The sequence below is a fragment of the Amycolatopsis thailandensis genome (assembly GCF_042723255.1).
Lineage (GTDB): Bacteria > Actinomycetota > Actinomycetes > Mycobacteriales > Pseudonocardiaceae > Amycolatopsis > Amycolatopsis thailandensis.
The window spans coordinates 1-22,134 of record NZ_JBHXJK010000024.1; the positions used below are offsets into that span (position 1 = coordinate 1).

Below are 22,134 nucleotides of genomic sequence, written 5' to 3' on the forward strand. Positions count from 1 at the left end.
CCCTTCACTGCGCCTAGCGCAGTGAAGGGGGCCTTCACGTACTTCACGCGATCGAGAGCGGTACGAACAGGCCTCCCACGCGGGGGCCAGGAGTGAAAGGACCGTTCATCACCCTCCTCGCCCCGTCTAGTCCTCCGAGCGCGGACGCGGCGAAGGCTTGAAAGGCTTCTTCTCGATCGAGACCGGAACCACCGCGAGCCGTCGCCGTCCCGGCATGGCGGCCACGAGGACCACGCCGATCAGCAGCATCGCGGTACCCGACCAGAACATCGGCACCGTGTCGTAGGCGGCGTTGGTGTAGGCCAGGTTCTTGACCGGCCCCTTCGGCGCGGCGCCACCGTTGTTGCCCGCGGGCGGCGGGGTCGCCGTGCCGCATTCGACACCGCCGGCCGGCGCGTGCGCCCGGGCGATCTGCTCACCGAGCGAGATCTGCGCCAACGACGACGGCAGCTTCTTCGCGACGTCCGGCGGCAGCGCCTTCTGCAGTGCGGTGGTCGGCAGGATCTGCAGGTCCAGCAGCCGCGCCGAAGCGCCCAGCTGGAAACCCTTGAACGGCGAGGTCGTGTCGCTCGACTTCTGGTTCAGTCCGGCGATCGAAAGCTTCAGCACTCCGAGGTCGAGGGTGAGCCCGTTCCCAGCCTCGCCGCCCGGGAGCTGCTTGGTGGCACCGTCGAGCATCTCGGCGAGCCCGCCGATGACCGGCACGTTCTTCAGCTGCTCGAAACCCGGCACCTGCTTGAGCGAAGGCAGCGGGATGCCGATCGGGATGTCCTTGGTCGGGTTGTTCGCGTCGAGGGTGAACAGCACCTTGTCGCCGCGGACGATCTGCAGCACCGGCGCGCTGTACTCGACCTTCGACGTCTTCTTGTCACCGGTCGAGGTGACCCGCAGCGTCGGCTGGCTGGCGACCTTGATCGTCAGGCCGAGCGGCGTGCCCTTCAGCAGTTCGATGCTGGCGGCCTGCAAGGTCGACGTCGATTCGACGGCCTTGTTCTTGGAGCCGGGGATGTCGACCAGCCGCACGACCGATCGCGACGACAGCGTGTTCGGCAGGCTCAGCACCGCGCCCTTGCCGTCGGCGTTGGTGCTGTTCCCCGAAAGCAGCCCGCCAAGGTTGGCCAGCGGGCCGAGCGCGGACAGGCCCGACTTGAGCTGGTCCGAAGCCTGGGTCAGCTGGTCGGCGCCCGGGATGTTCGGGATGGTCGGCAGCAGCGCGAGGTTCGCGATCGACGTGCTGGAGTCGGCGATCGTGCCGACACACGGCCCGAGCGTCGGGCTCCAGCGCGCGTGCGCCTCGCCGTTCAGCAGACCGAGGTTGAACAGCGGGTTCTTCGGCGCGTTGAGGCCGCCGCTGATCGGCTTCGGGTTGTCCGGCAGCGCCGTCTGCACGAGGCTGCCCGGCGTCTGCGGCGCGTTGCCCGCGGCGGACAGGCCGAACGGCGAAGACTGCGCGATCGACTTCTCGTAGTTCAGGTAGGCCTCGGAGTTGGCCTGCGCGCTGGAAAGCCCCATCCCGGCTTCGAGCGCGGACTGCTTCGGCAGCAGCTTGTCCGCTCCGGGCAGGATCGCGCTCGTCGGCACCGCGTTGGGCAGCAGCCGCAGCACGCCCAGCGCCGCTCCCGCGTCACCGACCGCCCTGCCCAGCGGCTGCGGCCCGATCGGCGCGGACATCGGCGGCTGCCCGGGATTGGCCGGATCGGGGATCGGCGTGGTCGGGATGTCCTGGGCGAGCGCCGGAGCCGCGGTCAGCAGGAGCAGGGCCGCGGCGGCCGGAAGCGCCAGCACGCGGGGCAGTCGTTGCCGCATGAACGGGTCCTCCAGTGGGGATGGGCCGATCTTGGGGGACTGAGACCGGCGTCATAGGACCCTAACGACGGTGGCCGGAGAAGGTGACGTTCAACCCCTCCGCTACACTGGGTCCCGTCGCCGGGTGAGAGCCCGGCGTCTGCCGCCTTAGCTCAGTCGGCCAGAGCGATTCACTCGTAATGAATAGGTCAGGGGTTCGATTCCCCTAGGCGGCTCCGCAGGTCAGGGCCCCATTCGGAACACTCCGGATGGGGCCCTGACTCGTTTGGTGCGTGACTAACTGCGTGACTATGATGCCCGATCGGTTGGAGTCGACGGTTTCGCAGGTTCACCCGTTACGGGGAATATCCGGTCCATCGCGGTCGCCCCGGACTCGACCACCGGGCGGATTTGCTTCCGGTAGACCAGCTCTGTCACGGTGGCGCTGCTGTGCCCGACCAGCCGTGAGATCTCCTCGATCGACATCCCGCCGTCCGAGAGGATCGAGACGAAGCTGTGCCGTAGCTCCCGGGGTGTCCACTGGGTTGGGTTGAGCCCGGACGCTTTGATCACCCGGCGGAAGTCCCGCCGGGCGTTGTTGACGTCCCGCTCGGTTCCGACGTTGGTCGCGAACACTAAGCCCTGTTCGTACCAATCGTTGCCCGCGCCGGCCTTCGTTGCCTTCTGTCCCATCTGGTGCGCTTTCAAGGCCTCCGCCGCTCGTTCGGGCAGCGCCAACGTGCGTCTTGACTTCCGGGCCTTCGTCTCGCCGCGCGCCCGGACCGAACGCCACACCTTGATATTCGGCGGGATGGCCGGCGAGGCCTCCGACGTGCCGACCAGGTCGACGTGATCCCAGGTCAATGGACGCATTTCCTCCGTTCTTGCCCCCGTCAGGAGCGATACGACGATGTAGGCTCGCATCGGCGACAATTCCGCTGCTGCGAGTACTGCCTCCGCCTGTTCCAGCGTGAGTGCCTTCGACGGGCGGCCGGCGCCTTTCCCTGCAGGCAATTCGTCGCATAGCAGTACCACGTTGTAGGCGACCCGCTTACCAATCTGGGCACGATTGATCGCTCGCCTGAGGATGGATCGAAGGTTGCGGACGGTCGACGTCACCAGGACTTCAGCCTCCTTCGCGAGCCAATCTTCTGCGTCGTCGACTTCGAGTTTCACCAGCGGGCGAGCGCCCAAAGACGGCACGATGTGGTTGCTGACCAGCGAACGAACGGTTTTGATCGTGCTCGGGTCTCGCTTGCCCTTTTCGTATCGCTTCATCCAATCATTGACTGCGTGCTCAACGGTGTACGAGTTCGAAGCGTTGGCCGCAGGATGGCTGTTGAACCCACATGTGGTGTTCTGTGGTGGCGATGGGTCCTGTATGTAGACGCTGGAGTTCGTCGCGTGGCTCCTAGGGTGAACTCCCAGCGTTGTTCGCAGCCACGACTGCGGCCAACGTCTCGACTGGCAACGGCCCCTTCACGTCCCTTTCGGGGCTCTGGTCGCCACTGGTGTGGGCCATGTAGTAGGGGGATCCTGTGGGCCAGACTGCATCAGGCGCACTGTTCGGGCCCGGGTATCACCCGGCGCATGCGCCGGGTGATGCAGCCTGGATCAGCCGGGCTGCACTGAGGTAGCGGACTGGGCTCGCGGACGGCGCACCAGCGACCCGCTACGGGCACAGTGCGGGCGCACAGGGAACCGAATGCAGTAAATATGCAGATTACGGCCACGCAGGCGTTTCCCTGTAAAGCAGACACCGTCTCTGACTGTGGCAGTTGCGCGGTATTCGTTATGCAGGTTTGCGGACGAGACCGGTGTAGCCGGCGAGTGCAAGGGTGGCGAGGCCCCAGATCGCAGCTTGGATGATCCACACGGCGACAGTGAATACCTGTCCTGGGGTGTTGGTGGTGTCCAGGTCGCAGCGGGCGCGTAGCCCGGTCGGGGCGAGAGGGAGTCCACGGTCGAGGCCGAGTCCGATCAGTTCAATTGGGGTGCATTGCTGGCCGGGTGAGCCAGAGGCGGTGGTGCGTTCAGCAGCGTAACCGGGGTTGGTCTCAACATGCCCCGCCCAGAGACCGAGGCCGCCTGCCGCGGCAAGAACGATTAGAAGGGCAGCGGCAGTTCGACGGGCACGGTAGCCGTAACCTCCAAGTAGCCCCCATAGTTTGTGAAAACTGCGAGTCAGCCGTCCGCCAAGGCCATCCTGTGCTCGGCGGTGTAGATCCTGTTGCTGGGCGATGAGAATGAGACGGGCGTTGCCGTCGTGTCCAGCGGCTCGCTCCGCTGCGGCCAGTTGCTGATACGGCGACGGCGAGTAGTGAGTTGTGTGAAAACGGATAAGATGCAGCCACTCTCGCCAGTCCGTGTTCGCGAGTTCGGCGAACGTGAAGCCACTTAAGTGGATGCGACGGGCGCGGGGACACGAACGGCCCCAGGGTTGAGAACACACGAGTTCGGCTCTAAAGATGACCGCGCCAGCCACCCTTGCATCTCTGAGCGTGATGCCTCGTGTGGCACCGCCGGAGACTCTCGTTCCCGTGAAGTCGAGTCGATTACCGACTCGGGTTGAAGACAAGATGAGCGCACTGTGCCGCCCGCTGCCGGTGAACCGCGCATCCACCAGGGCGATGGTGTCGTCGACCTGCATGCTGTCGGCGTTGAGGGCGGGGCCGTTCGAGTTGGTCGCGTGCATCCCCACGGCGACGAGCTGGCTGCCGATGCGCGCACCGAGCAGTACAACGGCCCCGCGTTGACCGCTACCGATGAACCACGCGTCCGTCAGGAACATGTTGTCGTTGACCTGCAGGCCGTCATTGCTGAGGGCGGGGCCGTTCGAGTTGGTGGCGTGCATTCCCTCAGCGGCGAACTGGCTGCCGATGCGCGCGTTGAGCAGTACAACGGCCCCGCGTTGGCCGCTTCCGGTGAACCGTGCACCTCTCATAAGCATGCTGGCGTCGACCCGCAGGGTGTCGGCGTTGAGGGCGGGGCCATTCGAGTTGGTGACGTGCGCCAGGCAGACGTTGAGCTGGCCGCTGATGTGTGCTCCGAGCAATGAAACGGCTCCGCGTTCATCGCCGCCGGTGAGCCATGCATCCTTCATAAGCATGCTGGCGTCGACCTGCAGGCCGTCGGCGTTGAGGGCGGGACCGTTCGAGTTGGTGACGTGCACCCGACTGGCGTGGAAGGCATTCCCGATATGTGCGTTGAGCAGTACAACGGCCCCGCGTTGACCGCTACCGGTGAACCGCGCGTCCGTCAGGAACACGCCAGCGTCGACCTGCAGGCCGTCGACGTTGAGGGCGGGGCCGTTCGAGTTGGTGGCGTGCATTCCCTCAGCGGCGAACTGGCTGCCGATGCGCGCACCGAGCATTACAACGGCCCCGCGTTGGCCGCTTCCGGTGAACCGCGCGCCCCGGAGGAGAACGCTCCCATCCACTTGCAGGCGGTCGGCAGCCAGGGCAGGAGTCTTCGAGTAGTCTGCGTGCATCCACTGACAACGCAACGTGCCGCCGATGCGCGCGTCATACAACCAGATTGTCGCGTTCTGGCCGGTAAGCCGCACGCGATCGAGGTCCATATCGCCGTCTAGGCGCAGGCCCTCAGCTTCTAGGGCGCCGATACGGCTCGCTGCCAGTCTGAGCCTGGACAGGTGGGCGCCACGTGCGGTGATCGCTTCGGTGAAAGAGCAGCCGGTCAGCTCAAGTCCGACGGCTGTATCGATGCCATCCAGATCGAGCTTGCCGACTATAGACGCGCCCCGGACCCGGACGCCGTGGGGATCGAGTTGACCATGTCGTCCCATCAGCAACTCGCGGATCACGTCAGCACGGATTCGGTGCTCCTTCGTAATGGTCGACAGCAGCACGTGACTTCCTAGACTGCTGCATACCAGCTCAAAGCCCCTGCGGGCAGCCTCGATGACTTCCTGTTCAGTAGCGGATAGGTCGTCCATCGTGGGAACTGGGCGTGGTGCGGTGGAGGTCACTTCAAGGTGGTCGGAAACAGTGCCTCGTTCGCTACATTGCGCTACTCCTATGCAGGGTTGCGATGGAAGCTAGCCGGGGCACGAAGACGCCCGGAACTGGTGGACTCAACCCGTCGGCGGGTGCATGACTAGTTGCGTGACAACGGCCCCGGACGTCTGTGGACGTCAGAGCACAGGCGTGCACGGCGCGACAAGCGCGCATAGGTGTTCGGACCTGCAAAAAGAAGTGAGGGATTGCGCTCGTAATGAATAGGTCAGGGGTTCGATTCCCCTAGGCGGCTCCGCAGGTCAGGGCCCCATTCGGAACACTCCGGATGGGGCCCTGACCTTTTGTGCGATGGCTGACCGGCCGTCAGGCAGCTGCTTGGTCAAGTTCACCCGATCCGGGGAACTACCGCAGCTGGTCCATCGCGGACCGGAGACGCGCCACCCGGGGGAACCAGCCGGTCTCGGTCTCGCTCTCCGTCCTGGCGGAGACCTCGTGCAGCGGCCGCAGGTAGCCATCCACCCAGTAGACGACATATCGCTCGAAGAGTTTTTTGTACAGCCTCGAATCGATGGCCTTGACTTCGAGAAGCGCGCCGCATTCCTCGAAGAAATGCAAAACGCGGGTCAGGGCGAACTGGTCATCGGCTTCCAGTGAGGACTCGCTGCTCATCAGTGACATGAACCCCACCGGTTCCGGTGACTCCATGTTGTCGCGCAGGACGTGAACCGCCTTAACGCGGTGGACCAGGCTTTCCGCGGATTGCCACGTCTCGTAGAGCCGATGTGTCCTGCTCACACGGGTCGCCCGTTGCGACTCCAGCCGCTGCACCGTGAACGAGATCGCGCCTCCGACGATCACGCCGATCAACGCCGAAATGACCTGCATTCATTTCCCCCGAAATGATCACCGTCGCACTCCTGCCCACCAGTGAACACTTCGGGCCGGGCTGCTTCAATCCGCCGAAATCTCCCCTTCGGCGTGATTTTTGAGGAACATCCGCGACAGGGAAGTGCCCACGCCGGTGAGGTGATCGACGAGCGTGTCCGCGTCCGCGTCGAGCAGGCCGGAGCGCCACGCGAGCATGATCTCGACGAAGCCGCCGATCCCCAGCAGGACGTTGACCCGGAATTCCAGCCCGTCCACGTCCGGCTTCAGATGTGGCCGCGCGAGTTCGATCAGCAGGCCGGTGGTCTCCTGGACGGTCTGCCGCCGCAGCTGTTCCAGCACCGCGCTCCCCGCGTGGTCACCGAAGAGGATCTGCGCCCGCGCCGGCTCTTCCTGCACGTGGTGCACGACGACGTCCACGGCGGCGCGGAGCTGCTCCAAGGCCGGTTGCTCGATCCGGGAGGCGACGGCGTCGAGGACCATCCGCAGGGTCTCGTCGCGGACCTGTTCCCAGGCGGTGGCGAGCAGTGCGTCGCGGTTGGCGAAGCTCTCGTAGAAGTACCGGTCGGTCAGGTTCGCCCGCGCGCAGACGCCCCGCATGGTGACCGCCGCCCAGCCCTGTTCCTGCCAGATGTCGAGGGCGGCGCCGAGCAGGGCGAGCCGTCGTTCGGTTCGGCGCTCGTCGGCGGTCTTGCCGCTGTAGCGGCGGGACGCGGTCACCTCCCCATCTTGACAGCAGGTGCCGTCAGATTCATTCTGAGGGCATGCGACCGCAGAATGGCCTGCGACCCGGTTTGGCCGCCGCGCTGACGTCCGCTTTCGTGCGGCCGATCGCCAACGCGATCCCGGCGAACCGCGCCGGGATCGCCTTCTCCCGCGCCTTCATCGCGAGCGGTTTGTGGCTCGCTTCGCCGCCGTTGAAGGGAAGTCGCGTCGAGCCGGGCATCCGCGGCGAGTGGGTCCGTGGTCCCGAAGTGACCGAAGGCAACGCCGTGGTCCTCTACATCCACGGCAGCGGGTACGCGCTCTGCTCGGCGCGAACGCATCGCGGGCTGACCACGCGGGTCTCCGACGGCACCGGCCTGCCGGTCTTCGCCTGCGAGTACCGGCTCGCGCCCCGGCATCGCTTCCCGAACGCCGCCGACGACGTCCGCGCGGCCTACGACAGGCTCCTCGACCAGGGATATCGCCGGATTCTCGTCGCGGGCGACTCCGCGGGTGGGCATCTCGCTGTCGACCTGGCCGCGCAGTTGATCCGGGAACGAAAAGATCCGCCTGCCGCGCTGGCGCTGTTCTCGCCGCTGTTCGACGTGACGTTCTCGCTGGCCGCCCAACGAGAACGCATGAGCCCGGACCCGATGATCTCCGCCGCCGCGGCCGCACGGCTCGTCGGTCTGTACACAGTGGACGCCGACCTCGGCTCGGCGCGGCTGCGGTTCGCCTTCGACGACGTCAAGGGGTTCCCGCCGACGATCATCCAGGCCGGTGGTCTCGAAATGCTGGCCGCGGACGCCATCGAGCTGGCCAGGGCCCTGCGCCGCACCGGAGCGGATTGCGAACTGGACGTGGTCCCCGGCCAGATGCACGTCTTTCAGGCACTGACCCGCTTCATCCCCGAAGCGGGACCGGCGATGGAGCGGGCCTGCCGCTTCCTCACCGAAAACCTTCCAGCGATCGCGAGGGCGGCATGACCAAGCGGACTCATGGAGCGCACGCCGTCGTCACCGGCGCGGGCAGCGGGATCGGGAGGGCGATGGCGGCCGAACTCGTCCGGCGCGGCAGCCGCGTCGTCTGCGCCGACATCGACCTCGAAGCCGCCGAAGAAACCGCGAAGTCGCTCGAGAACGCGGTCGCCATCGCCTGTGATGTGTCCAGTGTGGACGAAGTCGGTGAACTCGCGAGCCAGGCGCGGTCCTGGCTCGGCCGCGAGCCGGACCTCGTCGTCAACAACGCCGGGATCGGCGCCGGCGGCAAACCGGTCGGGGAGAGCCCGCTGTCCGATTGGCACCGCACCCTCGGGGTGAACCTCTGGGGCGTGATCCACGGCTGCCACACCTTCGTCCCCGCCATGCGGGCGGCGCGGGCGGGCGGCGTCATCAACGTCGCCTCGGCCGCCGGCTTCACCGCCGCGCCGAGAATGGCCGCGTACAACGTGAGCAAGGCCGGGGTCGTCAGCCTGTCCGAGACCCTCTCCGCCGAGCTGTCCGGCACCGGCGTCGCGGTCACCGTGCTGTGCCCGACCTTCGTCCGCACCAACATCTTCGACGGCGAACTCATCGAAGACGAGGCGCGCGGCCTCGCGCGGAAGGTGTCCGATCTGGTCGGGTTCTCCGCCGAAAAGGTCGCGAAGCTGACGCTCGACGCCCACGATCGCGGGCGGCTCTACGTGGTGCCGCAACCCGACGCCCAGCTTCTGTGGCACGCCAAGCGGTTCGTGCCCGTCCCGTACACGCGGATCGCCGGTCTCCTCGGCCGGTTCCTGCCCGCCGAAAAGGAGAAGTGATGGCCTACGACTTCGCCGCGATGCTCCAGACCATCAAGGACAAGCAGTGGTCGCTGGCCGACATCGACTGGGACGCGCCCGGCGCGGAGACGATGACCGACGAACTCCGCGCCAAGATGCGGCCGTTCATGGCCGATCTCGTGTGGATCGAGCACGTCGGCGCCCGCGGGTTCGCCTCGCTCGCGAAGAAGGCGCCGACGCCGGTGATCCAGGAGATCTACCGGTACTTCCACGCCGAGGAACAGAAGCACGCCAACGCGGAACTGGCGCTGATGAAGCGCTGGGGCATGCTCGACGAGCACGGCTCGATGCCCGAGCCGAACATCAACGTCAAGCTCGCCATCAAGGTCCTCGACGACTACGGCGACACGCTGCCGCTGACGGCGCTGGCCACGCTCATCCCGCTGCTCGAATGCGCCCTCGACGGCGCGCTGGTGAAGTTCCTGCTCGACGAGGTCTCCGATCCGGTGTGCCACCAGGTGTTCCGGCACATCAACTCGGACGAGGCCCGGCACATCACGGCCGATTTCGAAGTCCTCGAATTGATCGGCGCCGGTTCCACGACCAAGCTGATCACCGAATCCGTCGGCTCGCTCAAACCGCAGATCGTGCTCGGCCTGATCGTCGTCTTCGTCCCGTTGATCAACAAGATGCGGGACAACATCGTCGCGATGGGCCTGCCGGAGAAGAAGCTGTACAACGCGGTGAAGCGATTCTCCACCATCGGCGGCCGCGGCGAGTTCACCAAACGCATCCCCGCGTATCACGTGCTCAAGGCGCAGGCGGCGATGATCGTCGACCGTTCACACGTCTACCACCGGCTGCTGGCCGACCCGATGGTGAAGGTGACCCGCCTGATCCCCTCGCGGCTGCTGGGAAAGCCGCAGTCGTGGACCGAGGAGATCACCCACGAACCGGTCGCGTCATGAAGCTGGGAGAATTCCAGGGCGAGGTGCTGCGCGGCACCGAATGGTTCGGCCACGACTTCGCCGGTCAGCGCGTCGCCGTCGTCGCGCCCGGCCGCGAGGCGGCGCAGATCGTGCCCGAAGTGGCGGCCACCGCGCGATCGGTCAAGGTGTTCCAAGAGGAACCGGACTGGGTGGTGCCGATGCCGGTGCCGGGGCCGAACGTCCTCCGCATCGCCGTCGCCCGCGTTTTCCTGCGCTGGCAGGTGAAAGACCCCTGGATCCGCAGGCTGCTGACGCCGGACCGACGGTTCGGCTCGCGGAAGACCGCGTCCGGGCTCGGCTACTACGGCGCGCTGCGGCGGCCGGGCTGCAAGCTCATCACCTGGCCCGTTTATGCCTTCGCGCCCCACGGAATCCGCACCGCCGAGGGGATCGAGCACCGGGCCGACGTCGTCGTGCTCGGCGCCAGTTCGCTTTTCGCCACGGAAGGACTGCCCGCATGACGCCGGACCACGAGATCGCGATCATCGGCGGTGGCTTTTCCGGGATCGGTGCCGCGATCCTGCTGCAAAAGGCCGGTTTCGGCGACTTCCTCATGCTGGAGGAGGGCGACGGCGTCGGCGGAGCGTGGCACTGGAACACCTATCCCGGTGTCGCCGTCGACATCCCGTCGTTCAGCTACCAGTTCTCGTTCGAGCAGATCTCCGGCTGGTCGCGGGTCTACGCGCCCGGCCGCGAGCTGAAGGCCTACGCCGACTACTGCGTCGACAAATACGACATCCGCCGCCGCACCCGCCTCGGGAGCAAGGTCGTCTCCGCGACCTTCGACGACGAAAAGCACTTGTGGTGCCTCGAAACCGCCGACGGCTGGTCGATGACGGCGCGGTTCGTCGTCGGCGCCACCGGCGTGCTCACCCAGCCGAAGCCGCCGGACATCGACGGGCTCGCCGGCTTCCGCGGCACGGTCATGCACACCGCGCGCTGGGATCACGGCGTCGACCTGCGCGGCAAACGCGTCGCCGTCGTCGGGACCGGGGCCTCGGCCGTGCAGGTGATCCCGTCCATCGCGCCGGAAGCCGGCCGGCTCACGGTGTTCCAGCGCACGCCGATCTGGTGCCTGCCCAAACCCGACGTCGCCCTGCCGGACCCGGTGCGGCTGGCGCTGCGACGGCTGCCGGGCGCCAAGAGGCTGTCCCGGCTGGCCAGCCAGGCGCTCGTCGAACTGACTTTCCCGCTGGCCGCGCATTTCCACAACCTCCTGCCGACAGCGGGCGCGGGCGAGCGGATCGGGCACGCGCATCTGCGCCGCGCGGTCAAGGACCCCGAAACCCGCGAAAAGCTCACCCCGCGTTACGCGCTGGGCTGCAAACGGCCGAGTTTCTCCAACGAGTACCTCCAGACGTTCAACCGCGAAAACGTCGTTCTGGAGACCACGGGCATCGACACGATCACCGAATCCGGCGTGCGCACCGCTGACGGCACGGAGCATCCGGTCGACGTCCTGGTACTCGCGACCGGGTTCAAGGTGTTCGAGAAGGGCAACATGCCCGCGTTCACCGTCCGCGGCGCCGATGGCGTCGATCTGGAGAAGTTCTGGGAGGAGAACCGGTTCCAGGCCTACCAGGGCGTCAGCGTCCCCGGTTTCCCGAACCTGTTCACCATTCTCGGGCCCTACGGCTACAACGGTTCCTCGTACTTCAACCTGATCGAGACGCAGACCGCGCACATCGTCCGCTGCCTGCGCAACGCGCGCAAGACCGGCGCGACCCGGGTGGAGGTCACGAACGAGGCCAACGACCGGTACTTCCGGAGCATGCTGGACCGGCGCAAGCACCAGGTGTTCTTCCAGGACAGCTGCTCGCTGGCCAACAGCTACTACTTCGACGTCAACGGGGACGTGCCCTTCCGGGCGTCGCCGACGCTGGAAACGATGGTGACGAGCCGGTTCTTCGACCTCGACGACTACGCCTTCGCGGACGCCCGATGAACACTGGCTGAAGTCCGCCGTCCCGGGCCGCGATGAGCCTTAGGTTCGATTCCCCGAACCTGGAGGCTGGTCTTGGAAGGCTTTCCCTGGGACGTCCTGCTCGCGGTGGTCGGGATCGCCGTCCCGGCCGTCGCGTTCCTGTGGGAGTTCGTGCTCGTCGGCCGAAAACGGCTCGGCTACCGCGTGCAGATGGACACCCCGACCGCGTCCGGACGCGGGTTCGCGCCGACCGCCGACGCGCTCGCGCAGTTGCAGCACGAGAACGGCGAGCGGCTCGTCGACCCGTCGTTCGTGTTGCTGCGCATCGAAAACAGCGGCACCACCGACATCGACACCGACGATTACGCGGTCAACGAGAACGACAGCGTCGGTATCCGCGTGAAGTTCCCCGGCCGCACGGTGGCGGGGATGGTGGTGACCGAGCTCAGCTCGCCGCATCTGCACGAATGTTTCGGCGACGACTCCGGGTTCGGCGCGCGGGACGAGAATCCCGAACGGCCCGCCGGGGTGATCGACCTGCCGAGGGTGCCGCTGAACCGCGGCGCGCACTACAAGATCCTCGCCGTCCTCGACCGGATCCCCAACGGCACGCCGGACGACTTCGACGACCCTCAGGTCATCGGCGAGATCAAGGGCGGCAGCCTCCGCGAGACCAAGAGCCGCACCGGGCCGACGACCTCGGTGATGGCGCTGATCCTGTTCCTCGTCGTGGTCAGCATCTTCCAGCTGACCCGCTCACTGGTCTTCGACGACAAGCCGCCGCCGCTGGACTGCGCGTCCGGGAAGCTGACGATCACCGGATCGACGGCTTTCGCGCCGGTGCTGAAGGAGGCGGCGGCTTCGTACACGAAGACGTGCCCGGGCGCGTCGTTCACCTTCGACAGCCGGGGGAGCGCGGAGGGCCTCGGCAGTCTGAACCGGGCCGGGAACGACAGCGTGCTGGCGTTCTCCGACGGCGCCAAGGGCGAGGGCTTCCCGCAGCTGCTGCCGCGTCCGGTCGCGTTCTCGTTGTTCACGCTCGTGGTCAACTCCGAAGCGGGCGTGCAGGATCTCTCGCTCGCGCAGATCCGCGACGTCTACGACGGCAAGATCGCGAACTGGAAGGAGATCGGCGGCAAGGACCAGCCGGTCCGGCTCGTCGACCGGCATTCCGACTCCGGGACGCGACGGACGTTCGAGGGCCGGATCCTGGCGGGCAAACGGGAACCCGGCGACAACTCCGACGACTGCCTCAAACAGGCGCCGGGCGCCCAGCCGGGCGTGGTGCGCTGCGCGAAGCCGTCCACGAACGACGTCCTCGACGCTGTATCGCGCGTGCCGGGGGCGCTGGGGTACAGCGAACTCGGCGCCGCCACGAAACGCGAGGACGTGCTGCCGGTCCGGATCGACGGCCACCAGGCGACCCTGGAGGGCGCGATCCACGCGGCGTACCCGTTCTGGGAGACCGAGTACGCGTACACGTTCGGCGAGCCGAAGGCCGACTCGCTCGTCGCGAGCTTCCTGCGGTACCTGACCAATCAGGTCGGCAAGGACGTCGTCCGGTCCCACGGGCACCGGCCGTGCGCCGAACTGGTGAACCCGGTCCTCTGCCGTCCTGGTACGTGACATCCCCCGCCAGGTGTCATGAAAGGGTCGTTCAGGACGAAAAGTGTCCTGAACGACCCTTTCATGACATTCCGGCGGGGGATGTCAGGCGCGAAACAGGTCAGGCAGGCGGCTTCAAGGTGACGACGGTGGCGCTGGTCTCGCCGCGCGGCGTCCGGTACGTGATCTCGTCGCCCTCCTTGGCGCCGACGAGCGCGAGGCCGAGGGGACTGTCCGAGGTGACCGTGAAGGCGTCGGAGTCCTCGCCCGGGATCGTGACGATGTGGAGTTCCTCTTCGTCGCCGTCGGCGTACCTGATGGTGACGGTGGTGCCGTCGGGGAGCAGGCCCTTGCTGTCGCGCCCGCCGTGCTCCAGCTTCGCCGCGACGTCGGCGATGCGCCGCTCGAGGTAGGCGGCGGCCTCCGCGCGGTCGAGCACCTCGGCCTGATCGGCCGCGTCGCCGGTCCGTTCCTGCTCGCCGATCCTCGGCGCCATCGCATCGCGCTGCGCTCGCAGATCGGCGAGTTCCTTCTCCAGCTGCCGCCGCGCGGCCGGGCTGAACCCGTTGTCCCCTGAGGTCACCATGCCGCGCATTGTCCGCTACGGATCGATCGCTAGCCACCTAGATTTTTCACCCGCTGTGATCGGCCAGGACGGTTGCCCTAAGCTTCAGGGCTCCCGTCCTGACTACTTGGTGTAAGGAACTTCGTGACCGCCGTTCCCGGCCGCAGTGCGCGGCTCTCCCCCAATCAGCTGCAAAAACAGGAACAGATCGTCGAAGCGGCGCGTGTCGTGCTCGCCAGGGACGGGCTGGCGGGCTGCACCGTGCGCGCGATCGCGGACGCCGGGCCGCTCACGAAGAGTGCGATTCATTACTACTTCGCCGACATCGACGTCTTGATCGACCGCGCGATGGCGGCGCACATCACAACGTTCACCGCCGATTTGCGCAAAATTTCGGAGAAACACGATCACCCGGACGAGCGGCTGTTCGCGGCGCTGGAGGCCTTCCTCGCCGAGTTCTCCGGCCGCCCGAACGCGGCCTTCCTCTGGTTCGAATACTGGATCGCCGCGGGCCGCGCGCAGCACCCGCAGGCCATCGACGTCATGCTGACGTCGATCACCGAACTGCTCGCGGAGCTGCTCGCCCCGCTCGACGTGGAAGACCCCCGCGCGCGGGCCAGGGCCCTGCTGTCCTACCTGCTCGGCGCGATCGTCCAGCAGCGCGTCCGGCGGCGGCCGTTCGCCGCACTGCGCGGCGACATCGAAGCGCTCTGCTTCGCGAACTACGGCTAGAAATACGCATTAGATCCGTACCGTTACGGATTGTTCGGTTTCCCGGCTCCGGCCATGGTGGGGTTCCCCTTCCCTGCCCCAGAGCTAGGAGACGACGATGCGCATAAGACGGTGCATGGCCGTGGCGATCGCGGCCGTCGCGGCGTTCACCATCCCGGTCGCCGCGAGTCCGGCGACCGCCGACCAGCAGGCCGAAGACGCGCAGGTCCAGATCTACGAGGTCTTCGGCACCGGCACCTCACAGCAGCGCACCCAGATCTCCCGGCTGGGCGTCGACGTCCTCGGCTCCGCCGGCGGCACGACCACGTTCATCGGTGAGGCGCGCGACGCGGCGAAGGTCCGCTCGCTCGGCTTCCGCGTCGAGCAGCGTGGAGTCGTCGACAGGTCCGAGAAGGTCGGCACGAACGCGATCAACGACTTCCCGCCGTCGGACTCCGGCTTCCACAACTACGCCGAGGTCACCACGGAACTCCGCAACGCGCAGGCGAACTACGGTTCGATCGCGAAGCTGAGCAGCGTCGGCAACTCCTACCAGGGCCGCGCGCTGAACATGCTCAAGATCAGCGACAACGTCGGCACCGACGAGAACGAGCCCGAGGTCCTCTTCACCTGCAATCAGCACGCGCGCGAGCACCTCACCACCGAGATGTGCCTGCGGATCGTGAACCGGTTCACCCAGGGCTACGCCTCCGACCCGGCGATCAAGCGGTTCGTCGACAGCACCGAGATCTACGTGATCCCGAACGTCAACCCGGACGGCTCGGAGTACGACATCTCCGGCGGCAGCTACAAGTACTGGCGCAAGAACCGTCAGGGCAACGGCACCGACACCAACCGGAACTGGGGCTACAACTGGGGCTGCTGCGGCGGTTCCTCGGGCTCGACGAGCAGTGAGACCTACCGCGGTCCCTCGGCGTTCTCCGCCCCGGAGACCAAGGCCGTGTCCAACTTCGTCAACTCGCGCAAGATCGGCGGCGTCCAGCAGATCAAGGCGAGCATCGACTTCCACACCTATTCGGAGCTCGTCCTGTGGCCGTTCGGCTTCACGTACAACGACACCGCGCCGGGGATGACGGCGGCCGAGGCGCAGCGTTTCCAGACGCTGGGCAGGCAGCTGGCGGCGACCAACGGCTACACGCCGCAGCAGTCGAGCGACCTGTACATCACGGACGGGACGATCGACGACTGGATGTGGGGCACCCACAAGATCCTGAGCTTCACCTTCGAGATGTACCCGCGGGGTTCGAACCCCGGCTTCTACCCGCCCGACGAGGTGATCGTCCGGGAGACCACGCGTAACGACAAGGCCGTGGACCTCCTGCTGAACACCGCCATCGGCTGACCCCTACCGTGGGCTGAAGGGGCCCTTCGCCGCATGTCATGCGGTGAAGGGCCCTTTCGTCTCGTCCTATGTGGGCATGGTCCCCTTCAGCCCCCGCGCATAGGGTGCGAGGCATGCCGATGTTCGAATTCGAGGGGCACCGCCCCCAGGTGGATCCCGAAGCGTGGATCGCCCCCACCGCCACCCTGATCGGCGACGTCGTCGTCGAAAAGGGCGCTTCCGTCTGGTACGGCGCCGTGCTCCGCGCCGACTTCGGGAAGATCCTCATCCGCGAGGGCGCCAACATCCAGGACAACTCGGTCATCCACGTCAACGGCGGCGTGACCGAGGTCGGCAAGAACGTCACCGTCGGGCATCAGTGCCTCGTGCACGACTGCACGATCGGCGAGCAGGCGCTCATCGGGAACGGCTCGACCGTGCTCGACAAGGCCCAGATCGGCGCGAAGGCCCTGGTCGCGGCCGGCGCCACGGTGACGCCCGGCATGGTCATCCCGCCGGAGACGGTCGCGATGGGCAGCCCGGCGAAGAAGCACGTCCCGCTCGACGGCACCGCCCGAGGCTGGGTCGAGCACAACGCGGTGATCTACCAGGAGCTGGCGCGAAGGCACGCGGAAAGCGTGAAGCCGATCGATTGACTCTCCAGTAGCTGGAGACCCTAGCTTCGGGCGCATGGCACCGAAGTCGAAGAAGAAAACGCACCAGGCGACGCTCGAGTTGACCGCCGGCGACGCGCCGGTGGTCGACCTCGGAAAGACGCTCGGGCAGACCGGCGTGAACCTCGTCGAGGTCAAGAAGGCCTACGACGCGGCGACGGCGGCGCAGCGGGGCGACATCGTGCCGGTGGTCGTGTCGGTGTTCGAGGACCGGTCCTTCGAACTTCGGCTGAAGACCCCGCCGGCGTCGTTCCTCATCAAGAAAGCCTTGGGCGGCAAGGGATCAGGCCGTCCAGGGCATGAGGTCGCCGGGAAGCTGACCCGGGAACAGCTGCGCGGGATCGCCGAGCGGAAACTGCCGGACCTCAACACCGGCGACATCGAAGCGGCCATGCGCACGATCGCGGGCACCGCTCGCTCGATGGGCGTCGCGATCGAAGAACCGTGACGCGCAAGCACACGATCGTCCCGCCTTTCCGCGACCTCGACCCGGCTCTCGAAGTCGCGGAAAGGCTGCTGGCCCAAGGGAATCCTTGGCTCGCCGGAGTCGTTTCGGCGCTGCCCGACGAACGCGCCGCCGCCGACCGGCTCAACCGGATCCTCGCCGGGACCGGCGCCGCGCCGCGGTTGGCCGAGGCCGGAAACGGCTGGCGCCTGGTGCAGGTGACGTCGTGGCCGGGCTGCGGCGACCTGGTCGCGGGCGCCTCCGGGCTGGCGGAACTGGTCGCGTTCGGTGGCTGGAGGCGGATCAAACGCTGTGCCGTCTGCGCGGAGGCGTTCTGCGATCGGACGGCCGGGTGCAGCCGCCGTTGGTGTGCCGGACATCGTCCGCATGCCGGATTCCGCCCCGGCGGGGTGCACTAGGCTCTGAGGGCACCAGCGACTGGCGCATTTGAGGTGGAGCACCACCGGGAAGCGAATTCGGGCCGGCACCGCGCGCCTGGGTGAAGGCCACTCCTGAGCCGGAGTACGCCATGACACACCAGCCAGCACTTTCCGCGCTCGCCACCGCCGATCCGCGGATCGCGGGGCTCATCGAGGACGAGGCGAAGCGGCAGCACGACAAGATCCGCTTGATCGCGTCCGAGAACTACGTCTCCCAGGCCGTCCTGGAAGCGACCGGGACCGTCCTCACCAACAAGTACTCCGAGGGCTACTCCGGGAAGCGGTACTACGAGGGCCAGCAGCTCATCGACCAGGTCGAGAACCTCGCCATCGAGCGCGCGAAGGCCGTCTTCGGCGCCGAACACGCCAACGTCCAGCCGTACTCCGGTTCCCCGGCGAACCTCGCGGTGTACCTGGCGTTCGCGCAGCCGGGCGACACCGTCCTCGGCATGGCGCTGCCGGACGGCGGTCACCTCACGCACGGCTGGAGCGTGTCCGCGACCGGCAAGTGGTTCACCCCGGTCCGCTACGGCGTCCGCAAGGAGACCGGCCGTGTCGACCTCGACCAGGTCCGCGAACTCGCGCTGAAGCACCGGCCGAAGCTGATCTTCGCGGGCGGCACCGCGATCCCGCGCACCATCGACTTCCCGGCGTTCGCCGAGATCGCCCGCGAGGTGGACGCCGTCCTGGTCGCCGACATCGCGCACATCGCCGGACTGGTCGCCGGCGGCGCGCACCCGTCGCCGGTCGGGCACGCGCAGGTCATCACCACGACCACGCACAAGACCCTGCGCGGCCCGCGCGGCGCGATGATCCTCTCCGACGCCGACCACGCGAAAGCCGTCGACAAGGCGGTGTTCCCCGGCTTGCAGGGCGGTCCGCACAACCACACGACCGCCGCGATCGCCGTCGCGCTGGGCGAGGCGCAGAAGCCGGAGTTCGCCGAGTACGCGCACACGATCGTCGCCAACGCGCGGGCGCTGGCGGAGGCGCTGGTCGAACGCGGCTACGACCTCGTGTCCGGCGGCACCGACAACCACCTGCTGCTGATCGACCTGACGAACAAGAACGTGCCGGGCAAGCCCGCCGCGCAGGCGCTGGACCGCGCCGGCATCGAGCTGAACTACAACACCGTGCCGTTCGACCCGCGCAAGCCGTTCGACCCGTCCGGCATCCGGCTCGGCACCTCCGCGATCACCACCCGCGGGCTCAAGCCGGAGCACCAGGTCAAGGTGGCGGAGTGGATCGACCGCACGATCACCGCGGCGGCTGGCGAGGAACAGTCCGCTTTGGACACCATCGCCGCCGAGATCCGCGAGTTCCTGGCGCCGTTCCCGATCCCGGGCTACTCGGCGTAGCGGTACGGCGGGGGCTGAAGGACGCCATACCCGCATAAGACGCAGCGAAGGGGCCCTTCACCGCACGACATGCGGTGAAGGGCCCCTTCAGCTCTGAGTACTAGTGCGACGGACCGTCGACGGCCTCTTTGGCCAGCCGGTCGGTCTCACGCTCGTACGAACGCTTGATCTCGGCCTCGGCGTCGGTACGCCCGACCCAGGTCGAACCCTCGACGCTCTTGCCCGGCTCCAGATCCTTGTACACCTCGAAGAAGTGCTGGATCTCGAGCTTGTGGAACTCGTTCAGGTGGTGGATGTCCCGCAGGTGTTCGAGGCGCGGGTCGTTCGTCGGGACCGCGAGGACCTTGTCGTCCGGGCCCTTCTCGTCGGTCATCCGGAACATGCCGATCGCGCGGCAGCGGATCAGGCAGCCCGGGAAGGTCGGTTCCTGGACGAGCACCAGCACGTCGAGCGGGTCGCCGTCCTGGCCGAGGGTGTCGTCGATGAACCCGTAGTCGGCGGGGTACTGGGTGGCCGTGAACAAGGTCCGGTCGAGTTTGATCCGACCGGTCTTGTGGTCCACCTCGTACTTGTTGCGCTCCCCCTTGGGGATTTCGATAGTGACGTCGAATTCCACGCCGGCCTCGCTGCTCTCGTCTTTGGTACGCCCCGCCTCGCGGACGGCTCACCGAAATCATCGTCTTGTCTTCACTAGTGTGGACCACGGGGGCTCGGGCGGTCGCATCGATGTGGTCGTATGTGAGCTTGGCCCCTTCCCCGGACGGTGGATGAAGGAGCGTTACGTGCCGGAAAACGATGTCCCGAGCTGGCCGTCGGACGACAAGGACACCTCATCCGTCGAGCCCAAGGGCACGAAAGGGCAGAGCGAGGCCACCGTCTGGCTGCCCATGTCGGGGCTGGCGAACGGCAAGACCGAAGAGCTGGCAGTGCCGAAGGTCACACCCGAAAGTGATTCCTGGTTCCAGCCGGTCGTCGAAGTCGAGGAAGAGCCGGACGTCCCGGAGACCCCCACACCGAAGTGGTCCGCCTTCGAGCCGGTGACTCCGGTCGATCCGGAGCCCGAGGCGCCGAAAACCGTCTTCGTCCAGCCTGTCCGGCCGCAGCAAACAGACAAACCGGACTGGGATCAGTTCGACCGGGGCGCCGCGACGCCCACGCGTGATCACGAGCTGGCGAGACCCGAGCCGGGGCCGGAGCCCCAGCGGCCGGAGCCCCCGCTCCAGGAACCCCAGAGGCCGGAACCCCCGCTCCAGGAGCCCCAGCCGCCTCGCCGTCCCGAGCAGAGCCGGATCGAGCCGCCGCCGCCCGCGCCGGTCCCGTCCGCGACCATGCACGCGCGCCCGGTCCGCATCGAGCCCGCCGAAGAGCGCTTCGACTCCGAGGCCACCGTCGGCATCCAGCGGCCCGAGCCGCCTTCCCAGGAGCCACCGGCCGCCGAGACCGAGGCGGCACCCGCGCCGAAGCCGAAGCGCAAACGCAAGGCCCTGCTGATCACGACCCTGGTCGTCGTCCTGCTGCTGGCCGGGATGGGCGGCGCCGCCGCGATGCCGAAGGTGTCGAACCGGCTCGGCCTGCCCTGGGCGCCGAACGCGCCGAAGGGCGACATCCCCAAACCCGCCGGGGTCACCCGGGTCCTGCACGGGCCGGACATCAACGGCGTCGCGCCGACGAAGGAAGGTCTCGCTGCCGCCCTGTCCGGCCCCGCCGGCGCCCCGGACCTCGGCACGCTCACCGGCACCGTGGTGGACGCGTCGACCGGAGACGTGCTCTGGGACAAGAACTCCGGCACCCCGCTGACCCCGGCGTCGACCACGAAGATCCTCGTCGTCGCGGCCGCGTTGCTGTCGATGGACCACGGGACGCAGATCTCCACGAAGGTCGTCCAGGGCGCCGACCCGTCCACGGCCATCCTCGTCGCGGGCGGCGACCCCTCGCTGACCTCGCTGCCGCTGGGCACCGACTCGCCGCTGTACCCGGGAGCCGCCCACGTCGACGACCTCGTCGCCCAGGTCAAGAAGGCGGGCGGCGGCAAGATCACCAAGGTCCAGCTGGATATCAGCGTGTTCAAGGGCCCGACGTCCGCGAAGGGCTGGGACCCGGAGGACACCGCCGCCGGGAACACCTACATGGCGCCGGTCCTCCCCGTGATGGCCGACGGCGGCCGCAACGACCCGAAGAACGACCACGCGCCCCGGGTCGCGAACCCGGCCGCCGCGCTGACCCAGAAGATCGCGGGGAAGCTCGAAGCCCAGGCCGGCGGCACGACGACGGCGCCGAAGGACGCGAAGGTACTCGGCGAGGTCAAGTCGCAGCCGCTCACCGAGTTCGCGAACTCGCTGCTGCAGCTTTCGGACAACCTGATGGCCGACGTCCTCGCCCGCCAGATCGCGCTCGCGAAGGGCGGCGAAGCATCGTTCACCGGCGGCGCGACAGCGACGATGAACGTGCTCAAGGAAGCCGGGTTCGACCTGACCGGCGTCCAGATCAACGACGGCAGCGGGCTGTCCGACCAGAACAAGATCCCGGCCAAGGTGCTCAGCGAGATCCTCGCGGTCGCGGCGGCGCCGGACGGCAAGGACCCGAGGACGGCGAAACTGCGGCCGCTGCTGGCCGGTCTTCCCGTCGCGGGCGGCAGCGGGACGCTGGAGAAGCGCTACGGCGACCCGGCTTCGGCGGCGGGCCGCGGCTGGGTGCGCGGCAAGACCGGGACGCTGTCCGGCGTGAACACCCTGGCGGGCGTGGTGCTGGACACCGACGGCCGGATGCTGGTGTTCGCGCTGATGTCGTCCGGTTCGGACCAGAACAAGGGCCGGGCCGCGCTCGACGTCGTCGCGGCGACCCTGCACAAATGCGGCTGCCGGTGATCCGGTGAGCGACCGGAATCGGAGCGTGAGGAAGTCAGGGCGGAATTCGGCCTTCCAGCGGGTAGCGTCATAAGAGTGACTGAGGAAACGCCGACCAAGACGCGTT

Annotated in this window: 20 protein-coding genes, 1 tRNA gene and 1 riboswitch; of the genes, 14 read left to right on the top strand and 7 right to left on the bottom strand. The window is 67.5% G+C overall.

Translation table 11 applies throughout. From position 1 onward, the window contains the following. Nucleotides 1–126: 126 nt before the first annotated feature. Nucleotides 127–1,806, bottom strand: coding sequence for a hypothetical protein (locus ACFWMR_RS12120; protein ID WP_378378388.1), 1,680 nt, complete (start codon nucleotides 1,804–1,806; stop codon nucleotides 127–129). A 141-nt stretch (nucleotides 1,807–1,947) separates the two neighbouring features. On the opposite strand from ACFWMR_RS12120, the gene ACFWMR_RS12125 reads away from it, so the two are divergent. Then, nucleotides 1,948–2,021, top strand: a tRNA-Thr gene (locus ACFWMR_RS12125). A 73-nt stretch (nucleotides 2,022–2,094) separates the two neighbouring features. Here the strand turns inward: ACFWMR_RS12125 and ACFWMR_RS12130 are convergent. From ACFWMR_RS12130 to ACFWMR_RS12145, 4 genes are all read right to left on the bottom strand, one after another. Further along, nucleotides 2,095–3,225 (bottom strand): site-specific integrase, encoded by a 1,131-nt coding sequence (locus ACFWMR_RS12130; RefSeq protein ID WP_378378437.1) that lies wholly within the window; start codon nucleotides 3,223–3,225, stop codon nucleotides 2,095–2,097. A gap of 352 nt (nucleotides 3,226–3,577) precedes the next feature. Then, on the bottom strand, nucleotides 3,578–5,653 hold the full coding sequence (locus ACFWMR_RS12135; RefSeq protein WP_378378389.1) for a hypothetical protein: 2,076 nt from the start codon (nucleotides 5,651–5,653) through the stop codon (nucleotides 3,578–3,580). A 511-nt stretch (nucleotides 5,654–6,164) separates the two neighbouring features. Next, nucleotides 6,165–6,647 (bottom strand): hypothetical protein, encoded by a 483-nt coding sequence (locus ACFWMR_RS12140; protein ID WP_378378390.1) that lies wholly within the window; start codon nucleotides 6,645–6,647, stop codon nucleotides 6,165–6,167. Between the two features lie 66 nt (nucleotides 6,648–6,713). Further along, a complete protein-coding gene (locus ACFWMR_RS12145; protein ID WP_378378391.1) occupies nucleotides 6,714–7,367 on the bottom strand; it encodes a TetR/AcrR family transcriptional regulator in 654 nt (217 codons plus the stop codon). Between the two features lie 44 nt (nucleotides 7,368–7,411). Here ACFWMR_RS12145 and ACFWMR_RS12150 point away from each other — a divergent pair, with 44 nt between their 5' ends. The 6 genes from ACFWMR_RS12150 (at nucleotide 7,412) to ACFWMR_RS12175 (ending at nucleotide 13,650) form a co-directional block, all read left to right on the top strand. Further along, entirely contained in the window at nucleotides 7,412–8,338 is a 927-nt protein-coding gene (locus ACFWMR_RS12150; protein ID WP_378378392.1) for an alpha/beta hydrolase, read from the top strand. After that, nucleotides 8,335–9,150 (top strand): SDR family NAD(P)-dependent oxidoreductase, encoded by an 816-nt coding sequence (locus ACFWMR_RS12155; protein ID WP_378378393.1) that lies wholly within the window; start codon nucleotides 8,335–8,337, stop codon nucleotides 9,148–9,150. Before ACFWMR_RS12150 ends, ACFWMR_RS12155 begins: the two co-directional genes overlap by 4 nt. After that, nucleotides 9,150–10,079, top strand: coding sequence for a hypothetical protein (locus ACFWMR_RS12160; RefSeq protein ID WP_005160164.1), 930 nt, complete (start codon nucleotides 9,150–9,152; stop codon nucleotides 10,077–10,079). Before ACFWMR_RS12155 ends, ACFWMR_RS12160 begins: the two co-directional genes overlap by 1 nt. After that, complete coding sequence (locus ACFWMR_RS12165; RefSeq protein WP_378378394.1) at nucleotides 10,076–10,561, top strand: FAD-dependent oxidoreductase; 486 nt, start codon at nucleotides 10,076–10,078, stop codon at nucleotides 10,559–10,561. The genes ACFWMR_RS12160 and ACFWMR_RS12165 overlap by 4 nt, the downstream gene beginning before the upstream one ends. After that, entirely contained in the window at nucleotides 10,558–12,045 is a 1,488-nt protein-coding gene (locus tag ACFWMR_RS12170; RefSeq protein WP_378378395.1) for a flavin-containing monooxygenase, read from the top strand. The genes ACFWMR_RS12165 and ACFWMR_RS12170 overlap by 4 nt, the downstream gene beginning before the upstream one ends. Nucleotides 12,046–12,117: 72 nt before the next feature. Beyond that, nucleotides 12,118–13,650 carry a PstS family phosphate ABC transporter substrate-binding protein gene (locus ACFWMR_RS12175; protein ID WP_378378396.1) on the top strand — a complete coding sequence of 511 codons (1,533 nt, stop codon included), beginning with the start codon at nucleotides 12,118–12,120 and terminating at the stop codon, nucleotides 13,648–13,650. Nucleotides 13,651–13,750: 100 nt separating this feature from the next. On the opposite strand, the gene ACFWMR_RS12180 is transcribed toward ACFWMR_RS12175, so the two are convergent. Then, on the bottom strand, nucleotides 13,751–14,215 hold the full coding sequence (locus ACFWMR_RS12180) for a GreA/GreB family elongation factor (protein WP_093933331.1): 465 nt from the start codon (nucleotides 14,213–14,215) through the stop codon (nucleotides 13,751–13,753). A gap of 123 nt (nucleotides 14,216–14,338) precedes the next feature. On the opposite strand from ACFWMR_RS12180, the gene ACFWMR_RS12185 reads away from it, so the two are divergent. The 6 genes from ACFWMR_RS12185 (at nucleotide 14,339) to ACFWMR_RS12210 (ending at nucleotide 19,164) form a co-directional block, all read left to right on the top strand. Then, entirely contained in the window at nucleotides 14,339–14,926 is a 588-nt protein-coding gene (locus tag ACFWMR_RS12185) for a TetR/AcrR family transcriptional regulator (protein ID WP_005160156.1), read from the top strand. Between the two features lie 115 nt (nucleotides 14,927–15,041). Then, on the top strand, nucleotides 15,042–16,268 hold the full coding sequence (locus ACFWMR_RS12190; RefSeq protein ID WP_378378438.1) for a M14 family metallopeptidase: 1,227 nt from the start codon (nucleotides 15,042–15,044) through the stop codon (nucleotides 16,266–16,268). Between the two features lie 113 nt (nucleotides 16,269–16,381). Then, nucleotides 16,382–16,903, top strand: coding sequence for a gamma carbonic anhydrase family protein (locus ACFWMR_RS12195; protein WP_063275571.1), 522 nt, complete (start codon nucleotides 16,382–16,384; stop codon nucleotides 16,901–16,903). A gap of 34 nt (nucleotides 16,904–16,937) precedes the next feature. Further along, nucleotides 16,938–17,369, top strand: a complete 432-nt coding sequence (locus ACFWMR_RS12200) for an uL11 family ribosomal protein (RefSeq protein WP_378378397.1) — start codon at nucleotides 16,938–16,940, stop codon at nucleotides 17,367–17,369. After that, nucleotides 17,366–17,785, top strand: a complete 420-nt coding sequence (locus ACFWMR_RS12205) for a hypothetical protein (RefSeq protein ID WP_378378398.1) — start codon at nucleotides 17,366–17,368, stop codon at nucleotides 17,783–17,785. Before ACFWMR_RS12200 ends, ACFWMR_RS12205 begins: the two co-directional genes overlap by 4 nt. Before the next feature lie 10 nt (nucleotides 17,786–17,795). Further along, nucleotides 17,796–17,874, top strand: a riboswitch (ZMP/ZTP riboswitch). Between the two features lie 21 nt (nucleotides 17,875–17,895). Next, on the top strand, nucleotides 17,896–19,164 hold the full coding sequence (locus tag ACFWMR_RS12210; protein ID WP_378378399.1) for a serine hydroxymethyltransferase: 1,269 nt from the start codon (nucleotides 17,896–17,898) through the stop codon (nucleotides 19,162–19,164). A gap of 100 nt (nucleotides 19,165–19,264) precedes the next feature. Here the strand turns inward: ACFWMR_RS12210 and ACFWMR_RS12215 are convergent, their stop codons facing one another. Continuing rightward, nucleotides 19,265–19,780, bottom strand: a complete 516-nt coding sequence (locus ACFWMR_RS12215; RefSeq protein WP_020632071.1) for an inorganic diphosphatase — start codon at nucleotides 19,778–19,780, stop codon at nucleotides 19,265–19,267. A 151-nt stretch (nucleotides 19,781–19,931) separates the two neighbouring features. Between ACFWMR_RS12215 and dacB the strand changes: the two genes are divergently transcribed. Beyond that, nucleotides 19,932–22,028 carry a D-alanyl-D-alanine carboxypeptidase/D-alanyl-D-alanine endopeptidase gene (dacB, locus tag ACFWMR_RS12220; protein ID WP_449224328.1) on the top strand — a complete coding sequence of 699 codons (2,097 nt, stop codon included), beginning with the start codon at nucleotides 19,932–19,934 and terminating at the stop codon, nucleotides 22,026–22,028. Nucleotides 22,029–22,134: the final 106 nt, after the last annotated feature.

Excerpts from the sequence above, each read along its gene's own strand:
- ACFWMR_RS12120 (WP_378378388.1), bottom strand. The coding sequence starts at position 1,806 with ATGCGGCAACGACTGCCCCGCGTGCTGGCGCTTCCGGCCGCCGCGGCC.
- ACFWMR_RS12140 (WP_378378390.1), bottom strand. The coding sequence starts at position 6,647 with ATGCAGGTCATTTCGGCGTTGATCGGCGTGATCGTCGGAGGCGCGATC.
- ACFWMR_RS12150 (WP_378378392.1), top strand. The coding sequence starts at position 7,412 with ATGCGACCGCAGAATGGCCTGCGACCCGGTTTGGCCGCCGCGCTGACG.
- ACFWMR_RS12155 (WP_378378393.1), top strand. The coding sequence starts at position 8,335 with ATGACCAAGCGGACTCATGGAGCGCACGCCGTCGTCACCGGCGCGGGC.
- ACFWMR_RS12160 (WP_005160164.1), top strand. The coding sequence starts at position 9,150 with ATGGCCTACGACTTCGCCGCGATGCTCCAGACCATCAAGGACAAGCAG.
- ACFWMR_RS12165 (WP_378378394.1), top strand. The coding sequence starts at position 10,076 with ATGAAGCTGGGAGAATTCCAGGGCGAGGTGCTGCGCGGCACCGAATGG.
- ACFWMR_RS12170 (WP_378378395.1), top strand. The coding sequence starts at position 10,558 with ATGACGCCGGACCACGAGATCGCGATCATCGGCGGTGGCTTTTCCGGG.
- ACFWMR_RS12180 (WP_093933331.1), bottom strand. The coding sequence starts at position 14,215 with ATGGTGACCTCAGGGGACAACGGGTTCAGCCCGGCCGCGCGGCGGCAG.
- ACFWMR_RS12190 (WP_378378438.1), top strand. The coding sequence starts at position 15,042 with ATGGCCGTGGCGATCGCGGCCGTCGCGGCGTTCACCATCCCGGTCGCC.
- ACFWMR_RS12195 (WP_063275571.1), top strand. The coding sequence starts at position 16,382 with ATGCCGATGTTCGAATTCGAGGGGCACCGCCCCCAGGTGGATCCCGAA.
- ACFWMR_RS12200 (WP_378378397.1), top strand. The coding sequence starts at position 16,938 with ATGGCACCGAAGTCGAAGAAGAAAACGCACCAGGCGACGCTCGAGTTG.
- ACFWMR_RS12210 (WP_378378399.1), top strand. The coding sequence starts at position 17,896 with ATGACACACCAGCCAGCACTTTCCGCGCTCGCCACCGCCGATCCGCGG.
- dacB (WP_449224328.1), top strand. The coding sequence starts at position 19,932 with ATGAAGGAGCGTTACGTGCCGGAAAACGATGTCCCGAGCTGGCCGTCG.